This window comes from Mesorhizobium temperatum (genome assembly GCF_002284575.1).
Classification (GTDB): Bacteria; Pseudomonadota; Alphaproteobacteria; order Rhizobiales; family Rhizobiaceae; genus Mesorhizobium; species Mesorhizobium temperatum.
Map to the genome: position 1 here is coordinate 43,188 of NZ_NPKJ01000015.1, position 20,367 is coordinate 63,554.

Consider the following 20,367-nt stretch of genomic DNA (forward strand, 5'->3'; position numbering starts at 1 on the left):
AAGAGCGCCTTCGCCCCCTCAACTCATCCACTGGCCGCCATCGACATTGTAGGTCTGGGCGACGATGTATTCGGCGTCGTCGCTGGCCAGGAACACCGCCATGCCGGTGAGGTCTTGCGCCGTGCCCATCCGGCCATAGGGCACGGCCTCGCCGACCAGTCTCTTCTTTTCGCCCTTCGGCCGGTTTTCGTACTTGGCGAACAGGGCATCGACATGGTCCCAGTGCTCGCCGTCGACGACGCCCGGCGCGATGGCGTTGACGTTGATGCGGTGCTTGATCAGGTCGAGTCCCGCCGACTGGGTGAGTGAGATGACGGCAGCCTTGGTGGCACAATAGACGGCAACCAGGGCCTCGCCGCGGCGCCCGGCCTGGCTCGCCATGTTGATGATCTTGCCGCCCTTGCCGTGGGCGATCATCGAGCGGGCGGCGGCCTGCAGCATGAACAGCGTGCCGGCGACATTGACGGAAAACAGCCTGTCGTAGCTCGCCTTGCTGATCTCGACGATCGGCGCCAGGTCGAACAGAGCGGCGTTGTTGATCAGAATGTCCAGTCCGCCGGTGCTTGTCTCGACCGCCTTGACCGCCGCCTCGATCGAAGCGAGGTCGGTGACATCCAGTTTCACGGCATAAGCGTTGCCGCCGATCTCCGACGCGGTCTTTTCCGCAGCTTCGAGATTGATGTCACCGATGGCCACCGTGGCGCCCTCGCGGACATAGGCTTCGGCGAACGCCCTGCCGATGCCGCGCGCCGATCCGGTGATCAGCGCCGATTTACCCTCGAGCCTCATTGCATCATCGCCTTTCCGTCGGCGCCGAAGCGGTGCAGCTTGGTCTTGTCCGGCGTCAGATAGATCGTGTCACCGTGATGGGCGGCCAGTTCGCCGTCGGCGCGCACCGTCAGCGGTCCGACGCCGTCGGCTTGAACGTGCAAAAACGTGTCGGAGCCGAGATGCTCGGCGACGCCGACCGTGGCTTTCCATTCGCCTGAAGTCTTCGAGATGTTCATATGCTCGGGACGGATGCCGACGGTCTTGGCGCCATGTTTGGCCGCCGGCCCACCTTCGATCAGGTTCATCTTGGGCGAACCGATGAAGCCGGCGACGAACAGGTTCTTCGGCGTCTTGTAGAGCTCCATCGGCGAGCCGACCTGTTCGATGTTGCCGGCATTGAGCACGACGATCTTGTCGGCCATGGTCATCGCCTCGACCTGGTCGTGGGTGACGTAGATCATCGTCGTCTTGAGCTGATGATGTAGCTCGCTGATCTCCAGCCGCATGGTGCCGCGCAGTGCTGCGTCGAGGTTGGACAAAGGTTCGTCGAACAGGAAGGCCGATGGCTGGCGCACGATGGCGCGGCCGATGGCGACGCGCTGGCGCTGACCGCCGGAGAGCTGGCCGGGGCGGCGATCGAGATAGTTGGTGAGGTTCAGGATTCGCGCCGCGTCCTTGACCTTCCGATCGATGGTCGCCTGGTCCTCCCCCGCCATCTTCAGCGGGAAGGCGATGTTCTTGGCCACGGTCATGTGCGGGTAGAGCGCATAGGACTGAAACACCATGGCCAGTTTGCGCTTGGCCGGCGCCTCGCCGGTGACGTCGCGGCCGTCGATGTTGATGGTGCCGGCGGTGGTGTCCTCCAGCCCGGCGATCAGCCGCAACAGCGTGGACTTGCCGCAGCCCGACGGGCCGACGAAGACGACGAACTCGCCGTTCTCGATGACCAGGTCGATACCCGGAATGATGACCGTCGACCCGAACGACTTGGAGACGTGCTTGAGCGTGATGTTTCCCATGGTTTCCTCCCCCGAGGGGTTATTGTCCGTCGTACATCGCTTGCGTCGATGTTACTTCACGGCGCCAAATGTCAGGCCGCGCACCAGCTGCTTCTGGCTGAACCAACCCATGATCAGGATCGGCGCGATCGCCAGTGTCGAGGCGGCCGAAAGCTTGGCCCAGAACAACCCTTGAGGGCTTGAGAAGGAACTGATGAAAGCGGTGAGCGGGGCGGCCTCGGTGGTGGTCAGCCGGATCGTCCAGAACGCCTCGTTCCATGCCAGGATGATGTTGAGCAGCATCGTCGAGGCGATGCCCGGCACCGCCATCGGCGTCAGCACATAGACGATCTCGTTCCAGAGCGATGCGCCATCCATGCGCGCCGCTTCCAGGATTTCGCCCGGGATTTCGCGGAAGTAGGTGTAGAGCATCCACACCACGATCGGCAGGTTGATCAGCATCAGCATGATCATCAGGCCGATGCGGCTGTCGAGCAATCCTGTGTCGCGGAAGATCAGGTAGATCGGGAACAGCACGGCAACCGCCGGCATCATCTTGGTGGAAAGCATCCACATCAGGATGTCCTTGGTCCACTTGCCCGGCGAGAACGCCATCGACCATGCCGCCGGTATGGCGACGAGCAAAGCCAGGATGGTCGAGCCGACCGACAGGAACACCGAGTTGAGGAAGAACTTGAAGTAGCCGCTCTGCGCCTCGACTGCGGTATAGCTCTCCGTGGTTCCCGACGGAAACAGGTTGAAGCCTTGGATGGCCTCCTGCTCCGATTTGAACGACGTGATGATCGTATAGAGGATCGGGAAGAAGATCAGCAGGGCGACGATCCAGGCGGCCGCGGTCGCGATCGTCTTGTGCTGGGTGCTGACTGCACGTGCCATCGTTTCCTCCCTTATTTGTCCAGGTTCTTGCCGACCGCGCGCATGGCGAAGAAGGCGACGATGTTGGCGAGAATGACGGCGATGATACCGCCGGCGGATGCCTGGCCGATTTTGAACTCCAGCAGTGCCTTCTGGTACACGAGGAAGGGCAGGTTGGTGGAGGCGTAGCCCGGGCCGCCATTGGTGGTGACGAGGATCTCGGCATAGACCGACAGAAGGAAGATCGTCTGGATCAGGATAACGACGGTGATGGCGCGCGACATGTGCGGCAGCGTCAAATAGATGAAGCGGCTGATGAAGCCGGCGCCGTCCATCTCGGCGGCTTCCTTCTGCTCGCCATCGAGCGACTGCAGGGACGTCAAGAGGATCAATGTCGCAAACGGCAGCCACTGCCAGGCGACGATGATGATGATCGCCAGCATGGGATATTGGCCAAACCAGTCGATCGGCTGCCCGCCGAAGAAGCGCGCAATGTCGGCAAAGACGCCGTATTGCGGGTGCATGATCATGTTCTTCCAGACCAGTGCGGCCACCGGCGGCATGACGAAGAACGGCGAGATCACGAGGATGCGAACGATGCCCTGTCCCCACATCGGCTGATCGATCAGCAGCGCCAGCAGGATGCCGCCGATCACCGTGATCAAAAGCACGCTGGCCACGAGGATAAGCGTGTTGAGGATCGACTGCAGGAATGCCGGATTGGAATAAAAAAGGGCGTAATTCGAGAAGCCGACGAACCCGTCGCGGATCGGGTTGAGCGGGTTGTACTGCTGGAAGGAGAACCACAAGGTGAATGCCAGCGGCACGATCATCCAGACGAACAGCAGCACCACGGATGGCGCCATCATGAAGCGGGCAAGCGAACGGGTCTGCTGAGTAGCCATGACGGTCACCCTTCAAAGGTCAGCCAAATTTTCAGAGTTTGAAGGTGGCCGCCCGAACTGGGATTCGGGCGGCCCCCTGCTGGTCAAGGTGGGGGCCGGCCATGATGGGCAGCCGGCGTTCGCCACCGGGAGGAGCCTACTGGATATAACCACCCTCGGTCATCGTCGCGGTGGCAGCATCCTGGGCCTGCTTCAAGGCGTCGTCGACACTGGTCTGGCCGGCGAGTGCCGCCGAGAACAGCTGGCCGACGGTGGTGCCAAGACCCTGGAACTCAGGGATGGCGACGAACTGGACACCGACATAGGGCACCGGCTTGACGGTCGGATGCGTCGGGTCGGCGGCGTTGATCGAGTCCAGCGTCATCTTGGCGAAGGGCGCCGCCTTCTGGTATTCGGGGTTGGCGTAGAGCGAGGAGCGCGTTCCGGGCGGAACATTGGCCCAGCCTTCCTTCGATGCGACGAGCTCGAGATAGTCCTTGCTGGTTGCCCAGGATACGAACTTCTGAGCGGCGTCAGCCTTCTGCGTGCCGGCGGGAATGGCCAGCGACCACGCCCACAGCCAGTTGCCGCGCTTGCCCAAGCCATTGTCGGGCGCCAGCGCATAACCGACCTTGTCGGCGACCGTGGAGTTCTTCGGGTCTGAGACGAAGGAGGCAGCGACGGTGGCGTCTATCCACATGCCGCACTTGCCCTGCTGGAACAGCGCCAGGTTTTCGTTGAAGCCGTTCGAAGATGCGCCCTCCGGGCCATTGGCCTTCATCAGGTCGACATAGAACTGCAGCGTGTTCTTCCACTCGGGCTGGTCGAATTGCGGCTTCCAGTTCTCATCGAACCAGCGTGCGCCGAAGGAGTTCGACATGGCGGTCAGGAAGGCCATGTTCTCGCCCCAGCCGGCCTTGCCGCGCAGGCAGACGCCGTTCACGCCATTGGCGCGATCGGTCATCTTCTCGGCGGCCTGCTTGATGAAGTCCCAGGTCGGCGCGTCGGGCATGGTCAGCCCGGCCTTCTCCATCAGGTCCTTGCGGTACATGACGAAGGAGCTTTCGCCGTAGAACGGTGCCGCATAAAGCTTGCCATCGACCGAGAGGCCGTTAGCGATGGCCGGGATGATGTCCTTGACGTCATAGTCGTCGCCGAGCTTGTCGAGCGGCAGCAGCCAGCTCTGCTTGGCCCAGATCGGAACCTCGTAGGTGCCGATGGTCATCACGTCGTACTGGCCGCCCTTGGTGGCGATGTCAGTGGTGACGCGCTCGCGCAGCACGTTCTCCTCGAGCGTGACCCACTGGAGCTGGATATCGGGATTCTTGGCGGTGAAGTCGTCGGTCAGCGTCTGCATGCGGACCATATCGCCATTGTTGACGGTGGCGATGGTGATGGATTCGGCATGCGCGGCGAACGCAAGGGTGCTGGCCGACAACAGACCCAGGCTGAGCGTGCGAAGTTTCATCAAATTCCTCCCATAGACCAAGATGAGCATTTGCCTTGGTTGTGAGCAATTACTCACTTCGCGTGATTTATGTCAAGCCGGATTCGTTGCTGCAGCGCAGCACGAAAGCTCGTGCGGCATCCGGTTCCGGAGGCTTACGGGGATATTTCAAGCCGGCTAGGATGGGGTCTCGGCCCGCGAAATGTCGGATTTCGGCGCCCATTTGATTAGATAAATTGCCGACCTATTGGCCGGCAATCTCGGCCAGGATCCATTCGCGAAAAGCGCGGATCTTCGGCACATTGCGCCGCGCCTGGGGATAGACCAGCCAATAGGCGTGGCCGTCGTCGCCGACCAGATCGAAAGGCTGGATCAGGCGGCCATCGGCAAGCTCGGCCTTGAAGAGAGCGGCCGTCACGATCGCCACGCCTTGCCCGGCGATCGCGGCGTTTGCCTCATAGGCCTGCGCCCCCATGCTGGAGCCGGGGCGCTTGGCCAGTTCCTCGACCGGCAGGCCGGCGGCGATAAACCAGTCTCGCCACCAGATGTCGCCGGGATCGAGGATTGGCAGGCGCAACAGATCGGCCGGCTCCTTCACCCCGCCGATGGTCGCCGCGAGTTTCGGGCTCAGCATCGGCGTGAAGTCCGCATTGAAAAGCTTGTGCACCTCCACGCCCGGCCAGTTTCCGCCGCCCGAACGGATGGCGATGTCGATATCCTCGCGGGCAAAATCGACGAGGCGGTTCGATGTATCGAGGCGCACCGCCAGCGATGGATGCGCGACCTGGAACGAGCCGAGATGCTGCGCCAGCCAGTTCGAGGCAAAAGTCAGCAGCGTCGAGACACAGAGCACCCCATCGGCGCCGCTGCGCGCGGCGGCATAGGCTCCACCCAACAGGGCGAACGCCTCGCTGACCGCAGGCGCCATGCGTTGCCCCGCCTCGGTCAGCACGATCTGCCTTGGCCGGCGCAGGAACAAAGGCGCCCCGACGCGCTCCTCCAAAAGCTTGATCTGATAGCTCGCCGCCGCCTGCGTCATGCCAAGCTCGGCGGCGGCCTTGGTGAAGGAAAGATGCCGCGCCACCGCCTCGAACACCCGGATCGCCTGAAGCGGAGGGAGCTGGGAGACCTGCCGTGACTTGAGTTCAGGCATAAGCCCTCCTTATGGGCCGTGATCGACGTTTGATTGGCAGCAAGGCCCGATCCAGCCGATATTTGAGGTCGACGGATCACTCTCGTCTAGACATAACGAAGGCTGACGATCATGACCACGGTACAGGAAAAGCTATTTTTGACGCCAGGCCAAGGCTGGTTTTTGCGACTGGCGCGTAGATTGGCACGGCACGGAGCCAGGAGAAGGGCTTACCTCGACATCAGGGAATTGCCGCCGCAGCTGCAGCGCGACATGGGTTTTCTCGATGGCAACGATCCTTACGGCCGGCGCAAATAGCCTTGCTGGACTTATCCCTGATCAGCTGGCCGCCAGCAAAGCGGCGGCGGTCCGCTCGTCGGTGATGAGACCGTTGACCAGCCGCCGATTCACCGCCGCAAGGATGCCCGGCAGTTTCCGATCGCCCATGGCGAGCGCGATCACCAGCGATTTTTCACGCGACGGCAATGATGCCGACGACACCCTGTCATTGGTGATGCCCTCGATCATCCGGCCTTCGCGATCGAACACCCAGCCGACGATCTCGGCGACGCCGCCTGCCTTTTGCAGTGCTTTCAATTCACTCTCCGAAATGAAGCCGTCCTCGTAAAGCGGTGCCTTGGGGCCGAGATCGCCGATGCCGACGAAGGTGACGTCGGCTTCCGCGGCAAGCGCCAGCGTCGGTTGGATCATCGGCTGGCTGAGCAGCATCTCGCGCTCCTCCGGCGAGGAGGCGATGACTGGCAGCGGCATTGGGAAGGACCGCGCCTTGACCCTGTCGGCCATGGTGAAGATGACGTTGTAGAAGGCGGCCGAACCGTCGGGCGAGATGTTGCCGGTCAGCGACACCACCTTGTGCTGAGGGCATTCCATCGGCGGCAGCTGCTCGATTGCCGCCTTCAGGGTGCGACCGGTGCCGATCGCCATGACGATCGGCACCGGCGACCGCAGCCGTCTTTCGATTTCGGCAGCCGCCGCCACGGCGACGCCGATGGTGGAGGAGGAAGCGGGATCGCTCGGCACCACCTCGACCAGATCGAGCGCGAAGCGCGATTTCAGCCGGGCCGCGAGGTCGAGGCAATTGGCGATCGGGTGGTCGACACGCACCTTGATCAGCCCTTCGGACACCGCCAGCGACACCAGCCGCTGCGCCGTCTGCCGTGAGATGCCGAGCGTCGAGGCGATCTGGTCCTGCGTGTTGCCGGCGACATAATAGAGCCAGCCGGCGCGCGCCGCGTCGTCCAGCCTATTGCTGCCGCTGTCCTGCCGGGAATTCAAGTTGCTGCCTCCCTGCCCCCGAGCATCGAGGCGGGGGCGCTTTACTTTTAAGGCGGAATGCGCTTGTGCGCAATTGCCTATCGCCAGAGCAATTGCTTAGGTAAGCGCTCGATGTGCCTGTGTTGCTTCGAGTGCATAATTGTAGCCAAGCAATTTTTGAAGTCCCGCAATGTCGGTGCAGTCAGGCGCGGCGGTTTATCTCCCGACGCAAACCCTTTAAGGGATTCGGACAAAGGAGCCTTGCATGACGCCGAAAGCGGTTTTCTGGGACATGGACGGCACGCTGGTCGACAGCGAGCCATTGCACGAGGCGGCGCTGATTGCGGCGCTGCACAGCGTCGGCATCGCGGCGCCAACCAACCTGCATGATCGGGTGCTCGGCATTGCCGCATGGCCGGTCTACGAGATGCTGCGCGATGAGTTCGGCCTCGACCTGCCCTTCGACGACTGGATCGTGCGCAAATACGACCACTATCTGCCGATGGCAGAGACGCTGAAGCCGCGCCCCGGCGCGATCGAGATCTATAACGAGCTGCGCGCGCTTGGCGTGGCGCAAGCGGTGGTGTCCAATTCCGATCGGCTGGTCGTCGACGCCAATCTGCGCATGGTCGGTCTTTTCTATCCCGGCATGAAGACGATCAGCCGCAACGACGTGCGCGAAGGCAAGCCGCACGCCGAACCTTTTCTGCGCGCCGCATGGCTGGCCGGTGTCGATCCAGCCGATGCCGTGGCCGTCGACGACAGCGTGACCGGCGCCACGGCAGGGCTGGCGGCGGGAATGAGGACGATCTTCTGGCCGGAGGCGCCTATGGAAGGGCCGCCCCGTGCGATCATTATCAACAGCGCCGAGGAATTGCGGGCTGAGTTGGGGCTTTAGGCATCAGTTCCGGTAGACCGGCTCCTGCTCGTCGAGGATCGCCTTCAATTCGGAAAGGTGCCGCTCGGCCTGGCCGGGGTAATCTTCCTGCTCCGTTGCTGCCTTCTCGGCGATTTCGTCCGGCAGGACCCGCAGCGGTCGGCCGGTCCACAGCGCCTTGATGTAGGTCTCGGCGGCGCGTTCGAAATAGAACATGCGGTTGAAGGTGTCGGCAACGGTATCGCCGATGACCAGCACGCCATGGTTGCCCATGACCATCACCTTGACCTTCGGATCGGTGAGCAGCTGCGAGCAGCGTTCGCCCTCTTCCTCAAAGGCGAGCCCGCCATAATGGCCGTCGACGACGTGGCGGTTGAAGAAGATCGCCGAGTTCTGGTCGATCGGTGGCAGTGTCGAGTCGGCGAGCGAAGCGAGCACCGTGGCGTGGATCGAGTGCACATGCATGACGCAGCGCGCATGACGCACATTGCGATGGATGGCGCCATGCAGGCCCCATGCCGTCGGGTCGGGCGCATTCGGGCCGGAGAGCGTGTCGGGATCGTTGGCATCGATCAGCAGCAGGTCGCTCGCCTTGATGCGCGAGAAATGCACCTGGTTGGGATTCATCAGGAATTGCGAGCCGTCATCGTTGACGGCCAGCGAGAAATGATTGGCCACCGCCTCATGCATGTTGAGCCGCGCCGTCCAGCGGAATGCGCAAGCCAGGTCGACGCGCTCCTCGTAGAAGGGCAGGTTGGTCAGCATTTCCTTCTGCAGGCGGGCGATGCTCATCGAAACCTCCGTGAAAGAAGCAAGGATGCCGCGCGCCGCAGATGCGCGCAACCGGTTTCGTTTGGTGCAGGCGAGCGCTTTGCCTTACGCCGCAGTGCTTCTGGCGGCGTCGACCCGCAGCCCGCCGTGCTCGACGATGAAATCGATCACCTCCTGCAGACCCCTGCCGCGCGACAGATCGGTGAAGCCGAACGGCCGCTTGCCGCGCATGCGGGCGGCATCGCTCTCCATGACATCGAGGTCGACGTTCACATAGGGGGCGAGATCGCTCTTGTTGATGACCAGGAAATCGGACCGGGTGATCGCCGGCCCACCCTTCCTCGGGATCTCCTCGCCCTGGCAGACGGAGATGACATAAAGCGTCAGATCGGCGAGGTCGGGCGAGAAAGTAGCTGCGAGGTTGTCGCCGCCGGATTCGATGAAGACGATGTCTAGGTCCGGGAATTTCTTGTTCATCTCGGCGATCGCCTGCAGATTGATCGAGGCGTCCTCGCGGATGGCGGTGTGCGGGCAGCCGCCGGTCTCGACCCCGATGATGCGATCCTCGGGCAGCGCCTGAAGCCGGGCCAGCATCATGGCGTCTTCCTTGGTGTAGATGTCGTTGGTGACGACGGCGATGGAAAACTCGTCGCGCAGCGCCTTGCAGAGCTTCTCGGTGAGCGTCGTCTTGCCGGAGCCGACGGGGCCGCCGATGCCGATGCGAAGAGGACCGTTGGCTTGTGTCATGCGGAAAACTCCGTGATGGCAAGAATGGCGAAGCCGAGCCCTACAACCAGGCAGAGCGGCGAATAATAGCTGACATCGAACCGCGCGAAAGGCTGTTCGGGCGCCAGCCGGCGCCACCAGGGCGTGAAGCCGGCAATGCCGCGCCCGAGGAAGACCAGCGCGATGAGCAGCGCCGTGGCGGCGAGCCCGGCCTTGGGAAAGGGCGTGGCAAAGACCCCTTCGAGCGCCATTGGCCACAGCGTCGCCAGGCCGAGGCAGGCCGCAACAGCAAAAGAAGCGAAGGGCGCCGGCATTTCGTCGACGCCGCGAAAGCCGATGACGGCCCGGGCGCAGGACGCAGCGTCCCTGCCCGGCCAGATGCCGCCAATGCCCCAATAGACATGCAGCGTGGTGATCAGCAACAGGACGAGCGAGAGCGCGAAGGCGAGAATGATCATGAGCGGAACAGCCGCGAATATTGCGTCTCGTGCTTCATCGCCATGACGTCCGAGACGAACGCGCAGCCACCGAGATCGTCAAGCGTTGAACCGGCGGCGCGAGCGGCAGTTTCCAACGCCAGCGGTTCGAAGCCGGCGAGCAGCGCGGTCGCGCCGGTCTGGCCGACGACGCCGAGCCTGATCGCGGCCTGGACGAGATTGGAAAAGAAGGTCTGCAGGAAAGCGGAGAGCGCGTCCTGCAGGGCAATTGCGTTGCCGCCGGCAGTTGCGCCGACTGCGACGCAATAGGGGCACTCGGCCGGCAGACGGTCCAGCACCTGACACGGCCATGCCGATGCCGCCTTCAGGAAGGCGGCGCCCTGCAGCATGGTCTCGGCATGGCGCTCGCGCGAGCCGGCCAAAGCCTCGGCGAGTGCGGCGATTTCGGCGAAATCACTGGCTTGGCGGGCGCGCCGCCAGCTTTCGGCAAACAGCACGGCATCGTTCCAGCCCGAGCCCATCTCGACCAGCGTCTCCAGCCATGCGGCGAGGCTTTCGCTGTCGGCGACCAGCCCGGCATGCACGGTTTGTTCGAGACCATGGCTGTAGGAAAAGCCGCCGACCGGGAAGGCAGGCGACAGCCACGCCATCAGCCGCAACAAAGCGATGTTGGAAGGCTGGTCAGTCATGGTCGTGCGAATGGCTGTGGGAATGCGACTCGCTATGAGTATGGGAATGCGCCTCGGCATGGCTGTGCGCATGCGCCTCGGCATGAGCGTGGCCATGCCCGCCGTGGCCGGAATAGGCGCCGCGCACCGGCTTGAACGGCTCGGAAACGTCGCTCACGGTCGCACCCAGCCCTTCCAGCATCGCCTTGATGACGTGATCGCGCAGGATGAGGATGCGGTTAGCCTCGATGGCGGCAGCCAGATGGCGGTTGCCGATATGCCAGGCAAGCTCGGCCAGATGGACAGGGCCGCTGGCACGGATATCGTAGAGCGGTTCCTCGGCCGCAATGATCTCGATGTGGCGGCCATCCTCCAGCACCAGCCGGTCGCCATCGTTCAAGGCAACCGGCTCGGGCAGGTCGACCAGCACCTTGTCGCTACGGGCCGTTTCGATGGCGCGGCGGCGCAGATGCCGCTCGTCATGGGCAAGCACTGCGCTGTCATATGGCGTGACCGCTCCCGCTTCGCCGGCGGTGAGGACCGAGACGGCACGCGGGAATTTGGTGAAATCGGTGCGGATGTCTAGCTTCATGTAAATCTGCCTTTCCCAAGAAGCCTAGACCATCTTGCCCGTCGGCCCAACGCTGCTCAAACGATCGTGTCGAAGAGCCGCAGGATGAACGATATCTGGTAGACGAGGGCGGCGGCGACAAAGGCGATGTGGAAGCGGCGATCGCGGACAAGCATCGCAATGACGCATAAAGCGACGAACACCGGCGTGCGGAACAAATATTCAACACCGAAGCGGGCGAAATGCTCGGGCCCCTTCAGCAGCGTATCGATCACGTCGAGCAGATAGGTCGCCGCCAGCAAGCCGAAGAACCAGGCGCGCCGTGAATAGAAAAAATCCTCGTAGCTGGTGTAGTCCAGCATCGAGTCCGGAAACAGCAGCGCGCAGAGCAGGAACAGCGTGACGGCGTAGAAGATGATGAACAGGTACTTGCCGAAGGTCCAGGTCTCGATCTGGAACAGGCCGAACTCCCACCACCAGAAATGCACCAGCATCAAGAGTACCGACACAACCCAGGCCAGATGCACCGGATAGAGCCGGTATTGGCCGGGATGCTGGACGATGCGGGCCAGCCCCGACAGCAGCCGCGTGACGCCAAGGCCGATCACCATGCCCATGACGATACGGATGTGCGGGAAGATGTCGTGGGCGTAAGGGAGTTGCTGGTTCATTAGGCCCGGCGCGGCATGTTCTGCGTCAGCTATAGCGCCGATGGATCAGAACAAAAAGTACCTCTGCGCCATCGGCAGCACCGTGGCCGGTTCGCAGGTGAGCAATTCGCCGTCGGCACGGACCTCGTAGGTTTCGGGATCGACCTCGACATGCGGGGTAGCGTCGTTGAGCACCATCGAATGCTTGCCGATGCCGCCGCGGGTGTTCTCGACCGCGACCATCTGCTTGTCGACGCCGAGCCGACCGCGCAGGCCGGCATCGAGCGCCGCCCTGGAAACGAAGGTCACCGACGAATTGGTCATCGCTTTGCCATAGGCGCCGAACATCGGCCGGTAGTGCATCGGCTGCGGTGTCGGGATCGAGGCGTTGGGATCGCCCATCGGGGCGGCGGCGATCATGCCGCCGATCAGCACCATGTCGGGCTTGACGCCGAAGAAAGCCGGGTTCCACAGCACCAGATCGGCGCGCTTGCCGACCGCCACCGAGCCGATCTCGTTCGACAGGCCATGCGCGATCGCCGGGTTGATCGTGTATTTGGCAATGTAGCGGCGGACGCGGAAATTGTCGTTGTCGCCGGTCTCCTGCGGCAGCGAACCGCGCTGGCGCTTCATCTTGTCGGCGGTCTGCCAGGTGCGGATCGCCACCTCGCCGACGCGGCCCATCGCCTGACTGTCCGACGAGATGATCGAGAAGGCGCCGATGTCGTGCAAAATGTCTTCGGCGGCGATGGTCTCCTTGCGGATGCGGCTTTCGGCAAAGGCGATGTCTTCGGGGATCGACGGCGACAGATGATGGCAGACCATCAGCATGTCGAGATGCTCGGCCAGCGTGTTGACGGTGTAGGGCCGGGTCGGATTGGTCGAGGACGGGATGACGTTGGGCAGGCCGCAAACCTTGATGATGTCGGGCGCATGGCCGCCGCCGGCGCCTTCGGTGTGGAAGGCGTGGATGGTGCGGCCCTTGATCGCCGCCACCGTGTTTTCGACAAAGCCGGATTCGTTCAGCGTGTCGGTGTGGATCATCACCTGCACGTCGTAGTTGTCGGCGACCGACAGGCAGCAGTCGATTGCCGCCGGCGTCGTGCCCCAGTCCTCGTGCAACTTCAGCGAGCAGGCACCGCCCAGCACCATCTCTTCAAGCGCGGCCGGCAAGGACGCGTTGCCCTTGCCCGACAGGCCGATGTTCATCGGGAAGGCGTCGAAGGACTGGATCATGCGCGCCAGATGCCACGGCCCAGGCGTGCAGGTCGTCGCCAGCGTGCCATGCGCCGGTCCGGTGCCGCCGCCGAGCATGGTGGTGATGCCTGACATCAGCGCCTCCTCGATCTGCTGCGGGCAAATGAAGTGGATATGCGCGTCGAAGCCGCCGGCAGTGAGGATCTTGCCTTCGCCGGCGATGATCTCGGTGCCGGGGCCGATGATGATGGTGACGCCGTTTTGCATGTCCGGATTGCCGGCCTTGCCGATCGCGGCGATGCGGCCATCCTTGAGGCCGATATCGGCCTTGAAGATGCCGCCTGATGCATCGACGACCAGCGCATTGGTGATGACGGTGTCGACCGCACCTTGCGCGCGAGACACCTGGCTCTGGCCCATGCCGTCGCGGATGACCTTGCCGCCGCCGAATTTCACCTCTTCGCCGTGAAGGGTGAAATCCTTCTCGACCTCGATGAACAGTTCGGTGTCGGCAAGCCTGACCTTGTCGCCGACGGTCGGGCCGTACATCTGGGCATAGGCGGCGCGGGTGATTCTAGCCATCAGCAATTGCTCCCGAAATACGGCCCAAAACACAGCCGGTCGAAGCCCGGCCCCACATTGTCGCCATCCTATGGTCACGCAATGACCCGCTGAGCGACACCTTCCGATCCCATTTAACGTTTGAGGTGGCCGGGTCACCCCAAAACGACCGTTTGCCAATCGATGGAAAGGAAGATCCATGCGCAAAATGATAAGTCTCGCAGCCGCCGCCACCCTCCTGCTCGCGACCGCTGCCAGCGCCCAGCAACAGCCGGCGCCGCAACCCGGCGAGCCGCCGGCTTCGCCCGCTCCCGCGGCGCCCGGCGCTCAGCCGGAAGCGCCGGCGATTCAGACCGTCAACGTCGTCGACATCGAGGAACTGCCGGAGGAAACAAAGACGAAGGTCAACGAAGTGATCGCCAAGCGCGGCGAGGACGGGCTGCAGAAACTGCGCAGCTCGATTGACGCGACGCCCCAGGTCAAGTCCGCGCTGGAAGCCAAAGGACTCACCTCGGCGCAAGTGATCGCCGCCAGCATGGATGCCAATGGCTCGCTGACCTTGATCACCAAGAAAGCCAGCTGACGATGCGCTGTGGCGGGCCGGCACAAGGCCGGCCTGCCGCATCGGGGAGGGAACCTTCGCAGGGCAGAATACGTTTCGACTTTTTGGCGTAGTAACGAGTCTCGAAAGAGGCTCTGAGAGCGAGCGATGGCGATCACCACCTTCCCCGACACCAGATGGCTGCATATGATTGCCGCCACTGCGTTTCTCGCGGCGAGCCTTCCCCAGGCCGCGCTGAATGCACAGGGTCTGGAAGGCCCGGATACGGTCAACAAGATCATCGGCTCGGAGGTCGGCCAGGAAGAGACCAACACGGCTGTGGAAGCCGGCAAAGTCGCCACGGCGATCGACCGGACGCGTGAAAACATCGGTATGGTGCGCAAAACATCCAAGCTCGACAAGGTGGACATCGTGTTCCTTACCGACGCCGCGCGCACGGAAGGCGGTCTGCCGCCGGCGATAGAAAGCAAGGTCGAACAGCATCAGGACGACATTGCGGAACTGCGCGAGGAGATCGAGGCGAACGCATTGCTGTTCAACGCCATCGACTCTCGACGCGTGCAGACCGAAGACGTTCTCGCCGTGGAATTCGACGATCCTGGAAAGGTCGTCATCTACGCCGCGGCCAAGCCGCCCAGCTGAGCCGAAACTGCCCGACGCGTTGGATCTCACAGCGCGCCCATGATTTTTTGCTGAAACCCGTAGACCTCGCGCTTGCCGCCGAGCGGCACCAAAGTGACGTCGCGCTCCTGGCCGGGCTCGAAGCGCATCGCCGTGCCGGCGGCAATGTCGAGGCGCATGCCCCGCGCCTTGTCGCGATCGAATTTCAGCCCCTCATTGGTCTCGAAGAAGTGGTAGTGGCTGCCGACCTGGACCGGCCGGTCGCCGCTGTTGGCCACTTTCATGGTGACGGTCGGCTGGCCCTTGTTCAGTTCGATTTCGCCGCCTGCCGTGATGATTTCGCCCGGGATCATCGCCAGCCTCACAAGACGCCGAAGACGAGGCCGGCACCGACGGCAGCACAGGCGCCGCCAGCGGCGCGGGCAAGGCCCGGGAATCTGATGCCGAGGCCAAGACCGGCAGCGAGGCCGGCGGCATGGAGCAGCGCGGTGGCGACAACAAAGCCGGCCATATAGCCGAGCCCACCGGCGTTTTCAGGCACCTCGGTGCCATGGGCGTGACCGTGGAACAGCGCGAACAGGCCGATGATGGCGACGCCGGCCGAGACCGGAAGATCGATCGCAAGGGCAACGAGCAGTCCCAGCGCGACGACGGACGCCAGTATGCCCGGTTCGACGAACGGCACCGGCACCTGCAGCATGCCGAACGCGCCGCCCGCCAGCATGACGCCGACGAAGGCGAGCGGCCAGGCAACAACCGCCTTGCCGCCGTTGAGCGCCGCCCACAACCCGACCGCGATCATCACCGCCATATGGTCGAGGCCGGAGAGCGGATGCATGAAGCCGGCCGTGAAGGACGAGGTCGTGCCGATGCCGACATGGGCATGGGCGGGCATTGCGGCGGCGAGAAGCAGGATCGCCGAGAGCGACGTGCGTTTGATCGTTGCGGGGACCATCGATATGCCTTCCGTTGTCAGGATCGTGCCGTCACGCGGCGTTGCGGGCCGGGCCGCAGCCTTCGGCCTTGAGGACACGCTTTGTCGAGGCGGGATATTTGTTCAGCATCGCTGCCGGCCGGATCGGGCGCGCTGAAAAATTGCCGCCGCAATTCGGGCAGACGCCGCCCAGCACGTTTGCCGCGCAATCGGCGCAGAAGGTACACTCGAAGGTGCAGATCAGCGCATCCGTCGCCTCAGGCGGCAGGTCCTTGTCGCAGCATTCGCAGTTGGGGCGCAGTTCAAGCATTGTCCTCTCCTCACCTTATCGGTTCATGGACGGTCACCAGCTTGGTGCCGTCGGGAAACGTCGCCTCGACCTGGACGTCGTGGATCATCTCGGCGATGCCCTCCATCACCTGCGCGCGGGTGACGACATGGGCGCCGGCCTCCATCAGCTCGGCGACCTGGCGGCCGTCGCGGGCGCCCTCGACGACGAAGTCGGTGATCAGCGCAATCGCCTCAGGGTGATTGAGCTTGACGCCGCGTTCGAGCCGCTTGCGCGCCACAATCGCCGCCATGGCGATGAGCAGCTTGTCCTTTTCCCTTGGAGTCAGGTTCATGCGTTTCCCTAGGATGGCGTAAATTGGAATGACATAATCGGAATCAGAGTGACCATAATTTGGGCAGACCCGCCCGTCCGTTGAGCAATTCGACAAGCGGAACCAGCCGCTTGCGGAGCTGGTAGCCGTCCTCGGCAAACAGCCTCGCAAGAAGCTTGCCAGATTTCTTCACGCTCCAGACGCTGGCGTCGCCCTGGCCGCCGATGATGTCCCGGGCCGGATCGAGCAAAGCCTCCACCTGCGGCGAGATCATCAGCACCGTCGCCATGGCGATGCCGCCGCCGGCCACGGCCGAACGGCCCAGAATGGCCGCAATGGCGGGCCCGATGCGGAAATCCTCGGCATGAACGAGCGCTCCTTCCTGACTGACGCGCCAGCGGTCATGGAAATTGCCGTGCGCCGCGCGTTCGCCCATGGCGAGGCGGCCGAAGACGGTCGCCTCGAGCACCAGCGCCTCGGCACCGGCGGCAAGCTCCAGGTCGAGCCTGCGGGCAAAGGCCGATCGATCAAAGACGATGGTTTCCTGCGGCAGCCAGGCGATGCGGCCGCCGGCGCCGACGGTCAGCTTCACCTGCACCTCGGCACGATCGGATGCGGCGCGGTAAACCTTCTCGCAGGCCTGGGTGGTTATGGTGGCGGAGGCGCCGGCGCCGACGTCGACCTCCCAGCCGAGGCGGTCGCCGCCGGTCAGCCCGCCGGCGGTGTTGATCAGGACGGCTTCGAGCGGATCGGCCGAGACGGCCGGCATGCGGATCTTGGCGGAACCATCCTGATAAAGCCGCCGAAGACGCGTGCGGTCGCCATCCTTGTCACAAGCAAGGCGCGCCGTTCCGGCGACGCGCTGGGCCGGCGGCACAAAGGTCAGGCCACGTTCGATCATATCCATGGCGCCAACGATAACCACACTCATATGGTTTGAATCCGAAATTCGCATCACTTTGGAGCAGCGTAATGAACGAATTTCGGATTCAAAGCCACACTGGAGCGCCGCGCGTCCCCTCGGACGCGCAAAGGACGCTCCAGCACTTTCCAGTTGGCGCATGATCCTTTCCGGAAACCGATTCCGGTTTCCGGGGTCATGCGCTGGCAACTTACGGGACTCTGGTGTGGTTTAGATTTGAGGTTCCTAACCGCCGGTGCCATCAAAGTCGTAGGAACCTCAAATCCAGACCACACCGGCGGCTTTGTCGACATATAGCTTGTTGCTTGACAACGTTTCGGTTTCTATAGAGGAGCCGTCTTGGTACGGTCACACAGCGCCTGGCGGGATAAAAGGCGATGATGACGATTTGAGCCTGGGGAAAAAGCGGCGCCGATCAGTTGGCGTCGAGAAACGACAAGGTTGGGGAAGGAACCGAATGGCTGACCAGCTGGCAACGGACATCATCGCGAAGATCAAAGCTCATGCCGAGCCGGGTGGCGAAGAAATCACCACCAGCACCGAACTGACCTCACTTGGCATCCATTCGCTGGAACTGACGGAGATCATCTTCGACCTCGAGGAACAGTATGGCATCGAGATCGAGATGAACACGGTCGATGCCTGGAGCAACCTGAAGAACGTCGGCGACATGGTCGAGGCGGTTCGCGCGCTGATCGCGAAAAAAGCCTGACTGAATGCACAAGCGCGTCGTCATTACCGGCATCGGCGGCTTATGCGGGCTCGGCACCAATGTGCCCGCGATCTGGGGCGAGATGCGCGCCGGCCGCTCGGCCATCGGCCCGATCGTCAATTCGGAGCTGCATGACCTGAAAATCAGGGTCGGCTGCGAAATCAGGACGCTTCCCGATCACGGCATCGACCGCAAGCAGGTCGTCTCGATGGACCGCTTCAGCCTTTTGGCGACGATCGCCGCGCGGGAGGCCGCGCAACAGGCCGGGCTAACCCTGCACGCGGCCAACACCTACCGGATGGGCGCCATCGTCGGCGTCGGCGTCTGCGGCTGGGAGGCGATCGAAGAGAGCTATCGCGCCATCCTGCTCCAGGGAAAGAACCGCACCGGCATCTTCACCGTGCCGAAAGTGATGCCGGGCGCTGCGGCCGGCCATGTCAGCATGAATCTCGGCCTGCGCGGGCCGGTCTTCGGCATCACCTCGGCCTGCTCCTCCTCCAACCACGCCATTGCCTCGGCGGTCGACCAGATCAGGCTCGGCCGCGCCGATGTCATGCTCGCCGGCGGCACCGATGCGCCGCTGGTCTGGGGCATCCTGAAAGGCTGGGAGGCGCTGCGGGTGCTGGCGCCCGACACCTGCCGGCCGTTTTCGGCCGATCGACAGGGCCTGGTGCTCGGTGAAGGCGCCGGCATGGTTGTGCTGGAAACCTACGAGCATGCCATGGCGCGCGGCGCCACGATTCTTGCCGAAATTGCCGGCGCCGGCCTTTCCGGCGATGCCTCCGACATCGTCGCGCCGACCATCGAAGGGCCGGAGGCGGCGATGCGCTTCTGCCTCGTCGATGCCAGGCTCAACCCGGAAGACATCGACTACATCAATGCGCATGGCACCGGCACCAAGGCCAACGACCAGATCGAGACGGCGGCGATCAAGCGCGTCTTCGGCGACCATGCCCACAGGCTTTCGATCTCCTCGACCAAATCGATGCACGCCCACTGCCTCGGCGCGTCGGGCGCCCTGGAGCTGATCGCCTGCGTGATGGCGATCCGCGAAGGCATCGTGCCGCCGACGGCCAATTTTCGCGAAACCGACGCCGATTGCGATCTCGACATCACGCCGAATGTGGCGCGCGAGCGCAAGGTGCGCGCGGCGATCAGCAACGGCTTCGCCTTCGGCGGCACCAATGCGGTGCTGGCGTTCAAGGCGGTCTGACCGCAACCGGATCATCCAAGATACGGCGAGACTTGGTTGCCACTCGCCACGACCGCGCGCTTCCGCGCGAAAAATCCGCCCAGGAGTTTCGATGACCGACCTGTCCGCCTTTCCGATCGCCACGCGCTGGCCGGCCAGCCATCCCGACCGCATCCAGCTCTATTCGTTTCCGACGCCGAACGGAGTGAAGGTGTCGATCGCGCTGGAGGAACTCGGCCTGCCATACGAGGCGCATGCGGTGAACATCGGCAAGAAGGAAAGCTGGACGCCGGAATTCCTGTCGCTGAACCCCAACGGCAAGATCCCGGCGATGATCGATCCGGATGGCCCGGGCGGCAGGCCGATCGGGCTGTTCGAATCCGGCGCCATCCTGCTCTACCTCACCGACAAGACCGGCAGGCTGATCCCGGCCGACCCGGCGCGGCGTTACGAAACAATCCAGTGGGTGTTCTTCCAGATGGCCTCGATCGGGCCGATGTTCGGGCAGGTCGGCTTCTTCCACAAATTCGCCGGACGCGAGATCGCCGACAAGCGGCCGCTGGCGCGCTATCGCGACGAATCGCGGCGGCTGATCGGTGTGCTCGAGACGAGGCTGAAGGGCCGCAGCTGGATCATGGACGACGATTACACCATCGCCGATATCTCAATGCTGGGCTGGGTGCGCAATCTGATCGGTTTTTACGAGGCAAGGGAACTTGTCGGCTTCGACGACTTTCGCAATGTTGCGGCATGGCTGGAACGCGGCCTTGCCCGGCCGGCGGTGCAAAAGGGTCTTAATATCCCCGCCCGGGGCTAGCTCAACAGGCCGCAGGCGCCGAGAAGAGCCTACTTTGTCTTGGCTTTGGATTTTGAGCCGCCCTTGCCCATGACGGAAGCGGCAAGGGATGCAGCGCTCCTGGCGGTGGCGACAACCGCACCGGCTGCGACATTGGCCGTCGTTTTGACCGTGCGCATTGCGCT

General features: G+C 63.3%; 27 protein-coding genes. 7 read left to right on the plus strand and 20 right to left on the minus strand.

The window, feature by feature from the left end; translation table 11 throughout:
- Positions 1-18: 18 nt before the first annotated feature.
- The 6 genes from CIT26_RS03165 to gcvA all read right to left on the minus strand — a co-directional run bounded on the left by CIT26_RS03165 (position 19) and on the right by gcvA (position 6,129).
- Positions 19-789 carry an L-iditol 2-dehydrogenase gene (locus tag CIT26_RS03165; protein WP_095491205.1) on the minus strand — a complete coding sequence of 257 codons (771 nt, stop codon included), beginning with the start codon at positions 787-789 and terminating at the stop codon, positions 19-21.
- Positions 786-1,790: an ABC transporter ATP-binding protein gene (locus tag CIT26_RS03170; RefSeq protein ID WP_095491206.1), complete on the minus strand. Its 1,005-nt coding sequence runs from the start codon at positions 1,788-1,790 to the stop codon at positions 786-788. Before CIT26_RS03170 ends, CIT26_RS03165 begins: the two co-directional genes overlap by 4 nt.
- A gap of 51 nt (positions 1,791-1,841) precedes the next feature.
- A complete protein-coding gene (locus CIT26_RS03175; protein ID WP_023801521.1) occupies positions 1,842-2,666 on the minus strand; it encodes a carbohydrate ABC transporter permease in 825 nt (274 codons plus the stop codon).
- Between the two features lie 11 nt (positions 2,667-2,677).
- Positions 2,678-3,550, minus strand: coding sequence for a carbohydrate ABC transporter permease (locus tag CIT26_RS03180; RefSeq protein ID WP_095491207.1), 873 nt, complete (start codon positions 3,548-3,550; stop codon positions 2,678-2,680).
- Between the two features lie 136 nt (positions 3,551-3,686).
- Positions 3,687-4,997 carry an ABC transporter substrate-binding protein gene (locus tag CIT26_RS03185; protein ID WP_095491208.1) on the minus strand — a complete coding sequence of 437 codons (1,311 nt, stop codon included), beginning with the start codon at positions 4,995-4,997 and terminating at the stop codon, positions 3,687-3,689.
- A gap of 223 nt (positions 4,998-5,220) precedes the next feature.
- Positions 5,221-6,129, minus strand: a complete 909-nt coding sequence (gene gcvA / locus CIT26_RS03190; RefSeq protein ID WP_095491209.1) for a transcriptional regulator GcvA — start codon at positions 6,127-6,129, stop codon at positions 5,221-5,223.
- Between the two features lie 111 nt (positions 6,130-6,240).
- Here gcvA and CIT26_RS03195 point away from each other — a divergent pair, with 111 nt between their 5' ends.
- Positions 6,241-6,426 (plus strand): hypothetical protein, encoded by a 186-nt coding sequence (locus CIT26_RS03195; RefSeq protein WP_095491210.1) that lies wholly within the window; start codon positions 6,241-6,243, stop codon positions 6,424-6,426.
- Between the two features lie 21 nt (positions 6,427-6,447).
- Here the strand turns inward: CIT26_RS03195 and CIT26_RS03200 are convergent, their stop codons facing one another.
- Positions 6,448-7,404: a sugar-binding transcriptional regulator gene (locus tag CIT26_RS03200; protein ID WP_095491211.1), complete on the minus strand. Its 957-nt coding sequence runs from the start codon at positions 7,402-7,404 to the stop codon at positions 6,448-6,450.
- Positions 7,405-7,648: 244 nt separating this feature from the next.
- Between CIT26_RS03200 and CIT26_RS03205 the strand changes: the two genes are divergently transcribed.
- Positions 7,649-8,281: an HAD family hydrolase gene (locus CIT26_RS03205; protein WP_095491212.1), complete on the plus strand. Its 633-nt coding sequence runs from the start codon at positions 7,649-7,651 to the stop codon at positions 8,279-8,281.
- Positions 8,282-8,284: 3 nt separating this feature from the next.
- Here the strand turns inward: CIT26_RS03205 and CIT26_RS03210 are convergent, their stop codons facing one another.
- The 7 genes from CIT26_RS03210 to ureC all read right to left on the minus strand — a co-directional run bounded on the left by CIT26_RS03210 (position 8,285) and on the right by ureC (position 13,862).
- Entirely contained in the window at positions 8,285-9,052 is a 768-nt protein-coding gene (locus tag CIT26_RS03210; protein ID WP_095491308.1) for a class II aldolase and adducin N-terminal domain-containing protein, read from the minus strand.
- 84 nt (positions 9,053-9,136) lie between these two features.
- Positions 9,137-9,778 carry an urease accessory protein UreG gene (gene ureG, locus CIT26_RS03215; protein ID WP_095491213.1) on the minus strand — a complete coding sequence of 214 codons (642 nt, stop codon included), beginning with the start codon at positions 9,776-9,778 and terminating at the stop codon, positions 9,137-9,139.
- On the minus strand, positions 9,775-10,215 hold the full coding sequence (locus CIT26_RS03220) for a DUF3995 domain-containing protein (RefSeq protein ID WP_095491214.1): 441 nt from the start codon (positions 10,213-10,215) through the stop codon (positions 9,775-9,777). The genes ureG and CIT26_RS03220 overlap by 4 nt, the downstream gene beginning before the upstream one ends.
- Positions 10,212-10,883 carry an urease accessory protein UreF gene (locus tag CIT26_RS03225; RefSeq protein WP_167391262.1) on the minus strand — a complete coding sequence of 224 codons (672 nt, stop codon included), beginning with the start codon at positions 10,881-10,883 and terminating at the stop codon, positions 10,212-10,214. Before CIT26_RS03225 ends, CIT26_RS03220 begins: the two co-directional genes overlap by 4 nt.
- Positions 10,876-11,454, minus strand: a complete 579-nt coding sequence (locus tag CIT26_RS03230) for an urease accessory protein UreE (protein WP_095491216.1) — start codon at positions 11,452-11,454, stop codon at positions 10,876-10,878. The genes CIT26_RS03225 and CIT26_RS03230 overlap by 8 nt, the downstream gene beginning before the upstream one ends.
- A gap of 56 nt (positions 11,455-11,510) precedes the next feature.
- On the minus strand, positions 11,511-12,104 hold the full coding sequence (locus CIT26_RS03235; RefSeq protein WP_095491217.1) for a hypothetical protein: 594 nt from the start codon (positions 12,102-12,104) through the stop codon (positions 11,511-11,513).
- Between the two features lie 45 nt (positions 12,105-12,149).
- Positions 12,150-13,862, minus strand: a complete 1,713-nt coding sequence (gene ureC, locus CIT26_RS03240) for an urease subunit alpha (RefSeq protein ID WP_095491218.1) — start codon at positions 13,860-13,862, stop codon at positions 12,150-12,152.
- 178 nt (positions 13,863-14,040) lie between these two features.
- On the opposite strand from ureC, the gene CIT26_RS03245 reads away from it, so the two are divergent.
- Together CIT26_RS03245 and CIT26_RS03250 are read left to right on the plus strand one after the other, a co-directional pair.
- On the plus strand, positions 14,041-14,424 hold the full coding sequence (locus CIT26_RS03245; RefSeq protein ID WP_095491219.1) for a hypothetical protein: 384 nt from the start codon (positions 14,041-14,043) through the stop codon (positions 14,422-14,424).
- Between the two features lie 126 nt (positions 14,425-14,550).
- The gene (locus tag CIT26_RS03250; protein WP_095491220.1) at positions 14,551-15,045 is read left to right on the plus strand and encodes a hypothetical protein; all 495 of its coding nucleotides are present in this window, start codon (positions 14,551-14,553) and stop codon (positions 15,043-15,045) included.
- Positions 15,046-15,071: 26 nt separating this feature from the next.
- Here CIT26_RS03250 and CIT26_RS03255 read toward each other — a convergent pair whose 3' ends face one another.
- From CIT26_RS03255 to CIT26_RS03275, 5 genes are read right to left on the minus strand one after another with little or no spacing between them, the layout of a single operon-like run.
- Positions 15,072-15,377, minus strand: coding sequence for an urease subunit beta (locus CIT26_RS03255; protein WP_095491221.1), 306 nt, complete (start codon positions 15,375-15,377; stop codon positions 15,072-15,074).
- An 8-nt stretch (positions 15,378-15,385) separates the two neighbouring features.
- On the minus strand, positions 15,386-15,979 hold the full coding sequence (locus CIT26_RS03260; protein WP_095491222.1) for a HupE/UreJ family protein: 594 nt from the start codon (positions 15,977-15,979) through the stop codon (positions 15,386-15,388).
- A 31-nt stretch (positions 15,980-16,010) separates the two neighbouring features.
- Positions 16,011-16,268 carry a DUF1272 domain-containing protein gene (locus CIT26_RS03265; RefSeq protein WP_091596265.1) on the minus strand — a complete coding sequence of 86 codons (258 nt, stop codon included), beginning with the start codon at positions 16,266-16,268 and terminating at the stop codon, positions 16,011-16,013.
- A 10-nt stretch (positions 16,269-16,278) separates the two neighbouring features.
- Complete coding sequence (locus CIT26_RS03270; protein ID WP_023801505.1) at positions 16,279-16,581, minus strand: urease subunit gamma; 303 nt, start codon at positions 16,579-16,581, stop codon at positions 16,279-16,281.
- 43 nt (positions 16,582-16,624) lie between these two features.
- The gene (locus CIT26_RS03275; RefSeq protein WP_095491309.1) at positions 16,625-17,467 is read right to left on the minus strand and encodes an urease accessory protein UreD; all 843 of its coding nucleotides are present in this window, start codon (positions 17,465-17,467) and stop codon (positions 16,625-16,627) included.
- 472 nt (positions 17,468-17,939) lie between these two features.
- On the opposite strand from CIT26_RS03275, the gene CIT26_RS03280 reads away from it, so the two are divergent.
- From CIT26_RS03280 to CIT26_RS03290, 3 genes are all read left to right on the plus strand, one after another.
- Entirely contained in the window at positions 17,940-18,194 is a 255-nt protein-coding gene (locus CIT26_RS03280) for an acyl carrier protein (RefSeq protein ID WP_095491223.1), read from the plus strand.
- Between the two features lie 4 nt (positions 18,195-18,198).
- Positions 18,199-19,407, plus strand: a complete 1,209-nt coding sequence (locus CIT26_RS03285) for a beta-ketoacyl-[acyl-carrier-protein] synthase family protein (RefSeq protein WP_095491224.1) — start codon at positions 18,199-18,201, stop codon at positions 19,405-19,407.
- A gap of 91 nt (positions 19,408-19,498) precedes the next feature.
- Positions 19,499-20,203, plus strand: a complete 705-nt coding sequence (locus CIT26_RS03290) for a glutathione S-transferase family protein (RefSeq protein ID WP_095491225.1) — start codon at positions 19,499-19,501, stop codon at positions 20,201-20,203.
- Between the two features lie 29 nt (positions 20,204-20,232).
- On the opposite strand, the gene CIT26_RS38185 is transcribed toward CIT26_RS03290, so the two are convergent.
- The gene (locus tag CIT26_RS38185; protein WP_280951085.1) at positions 20,233-20,361 is read right to left on the minus strand and encodes a hypothetical protein; all 129 of its coding nucleotides are present in this window, start codon (positions 20,359-20,361) and stop codon (positions 20,233-20,235) included.
- Positions 20,362-20,367 lie beyond the last annotated feature (6 nt).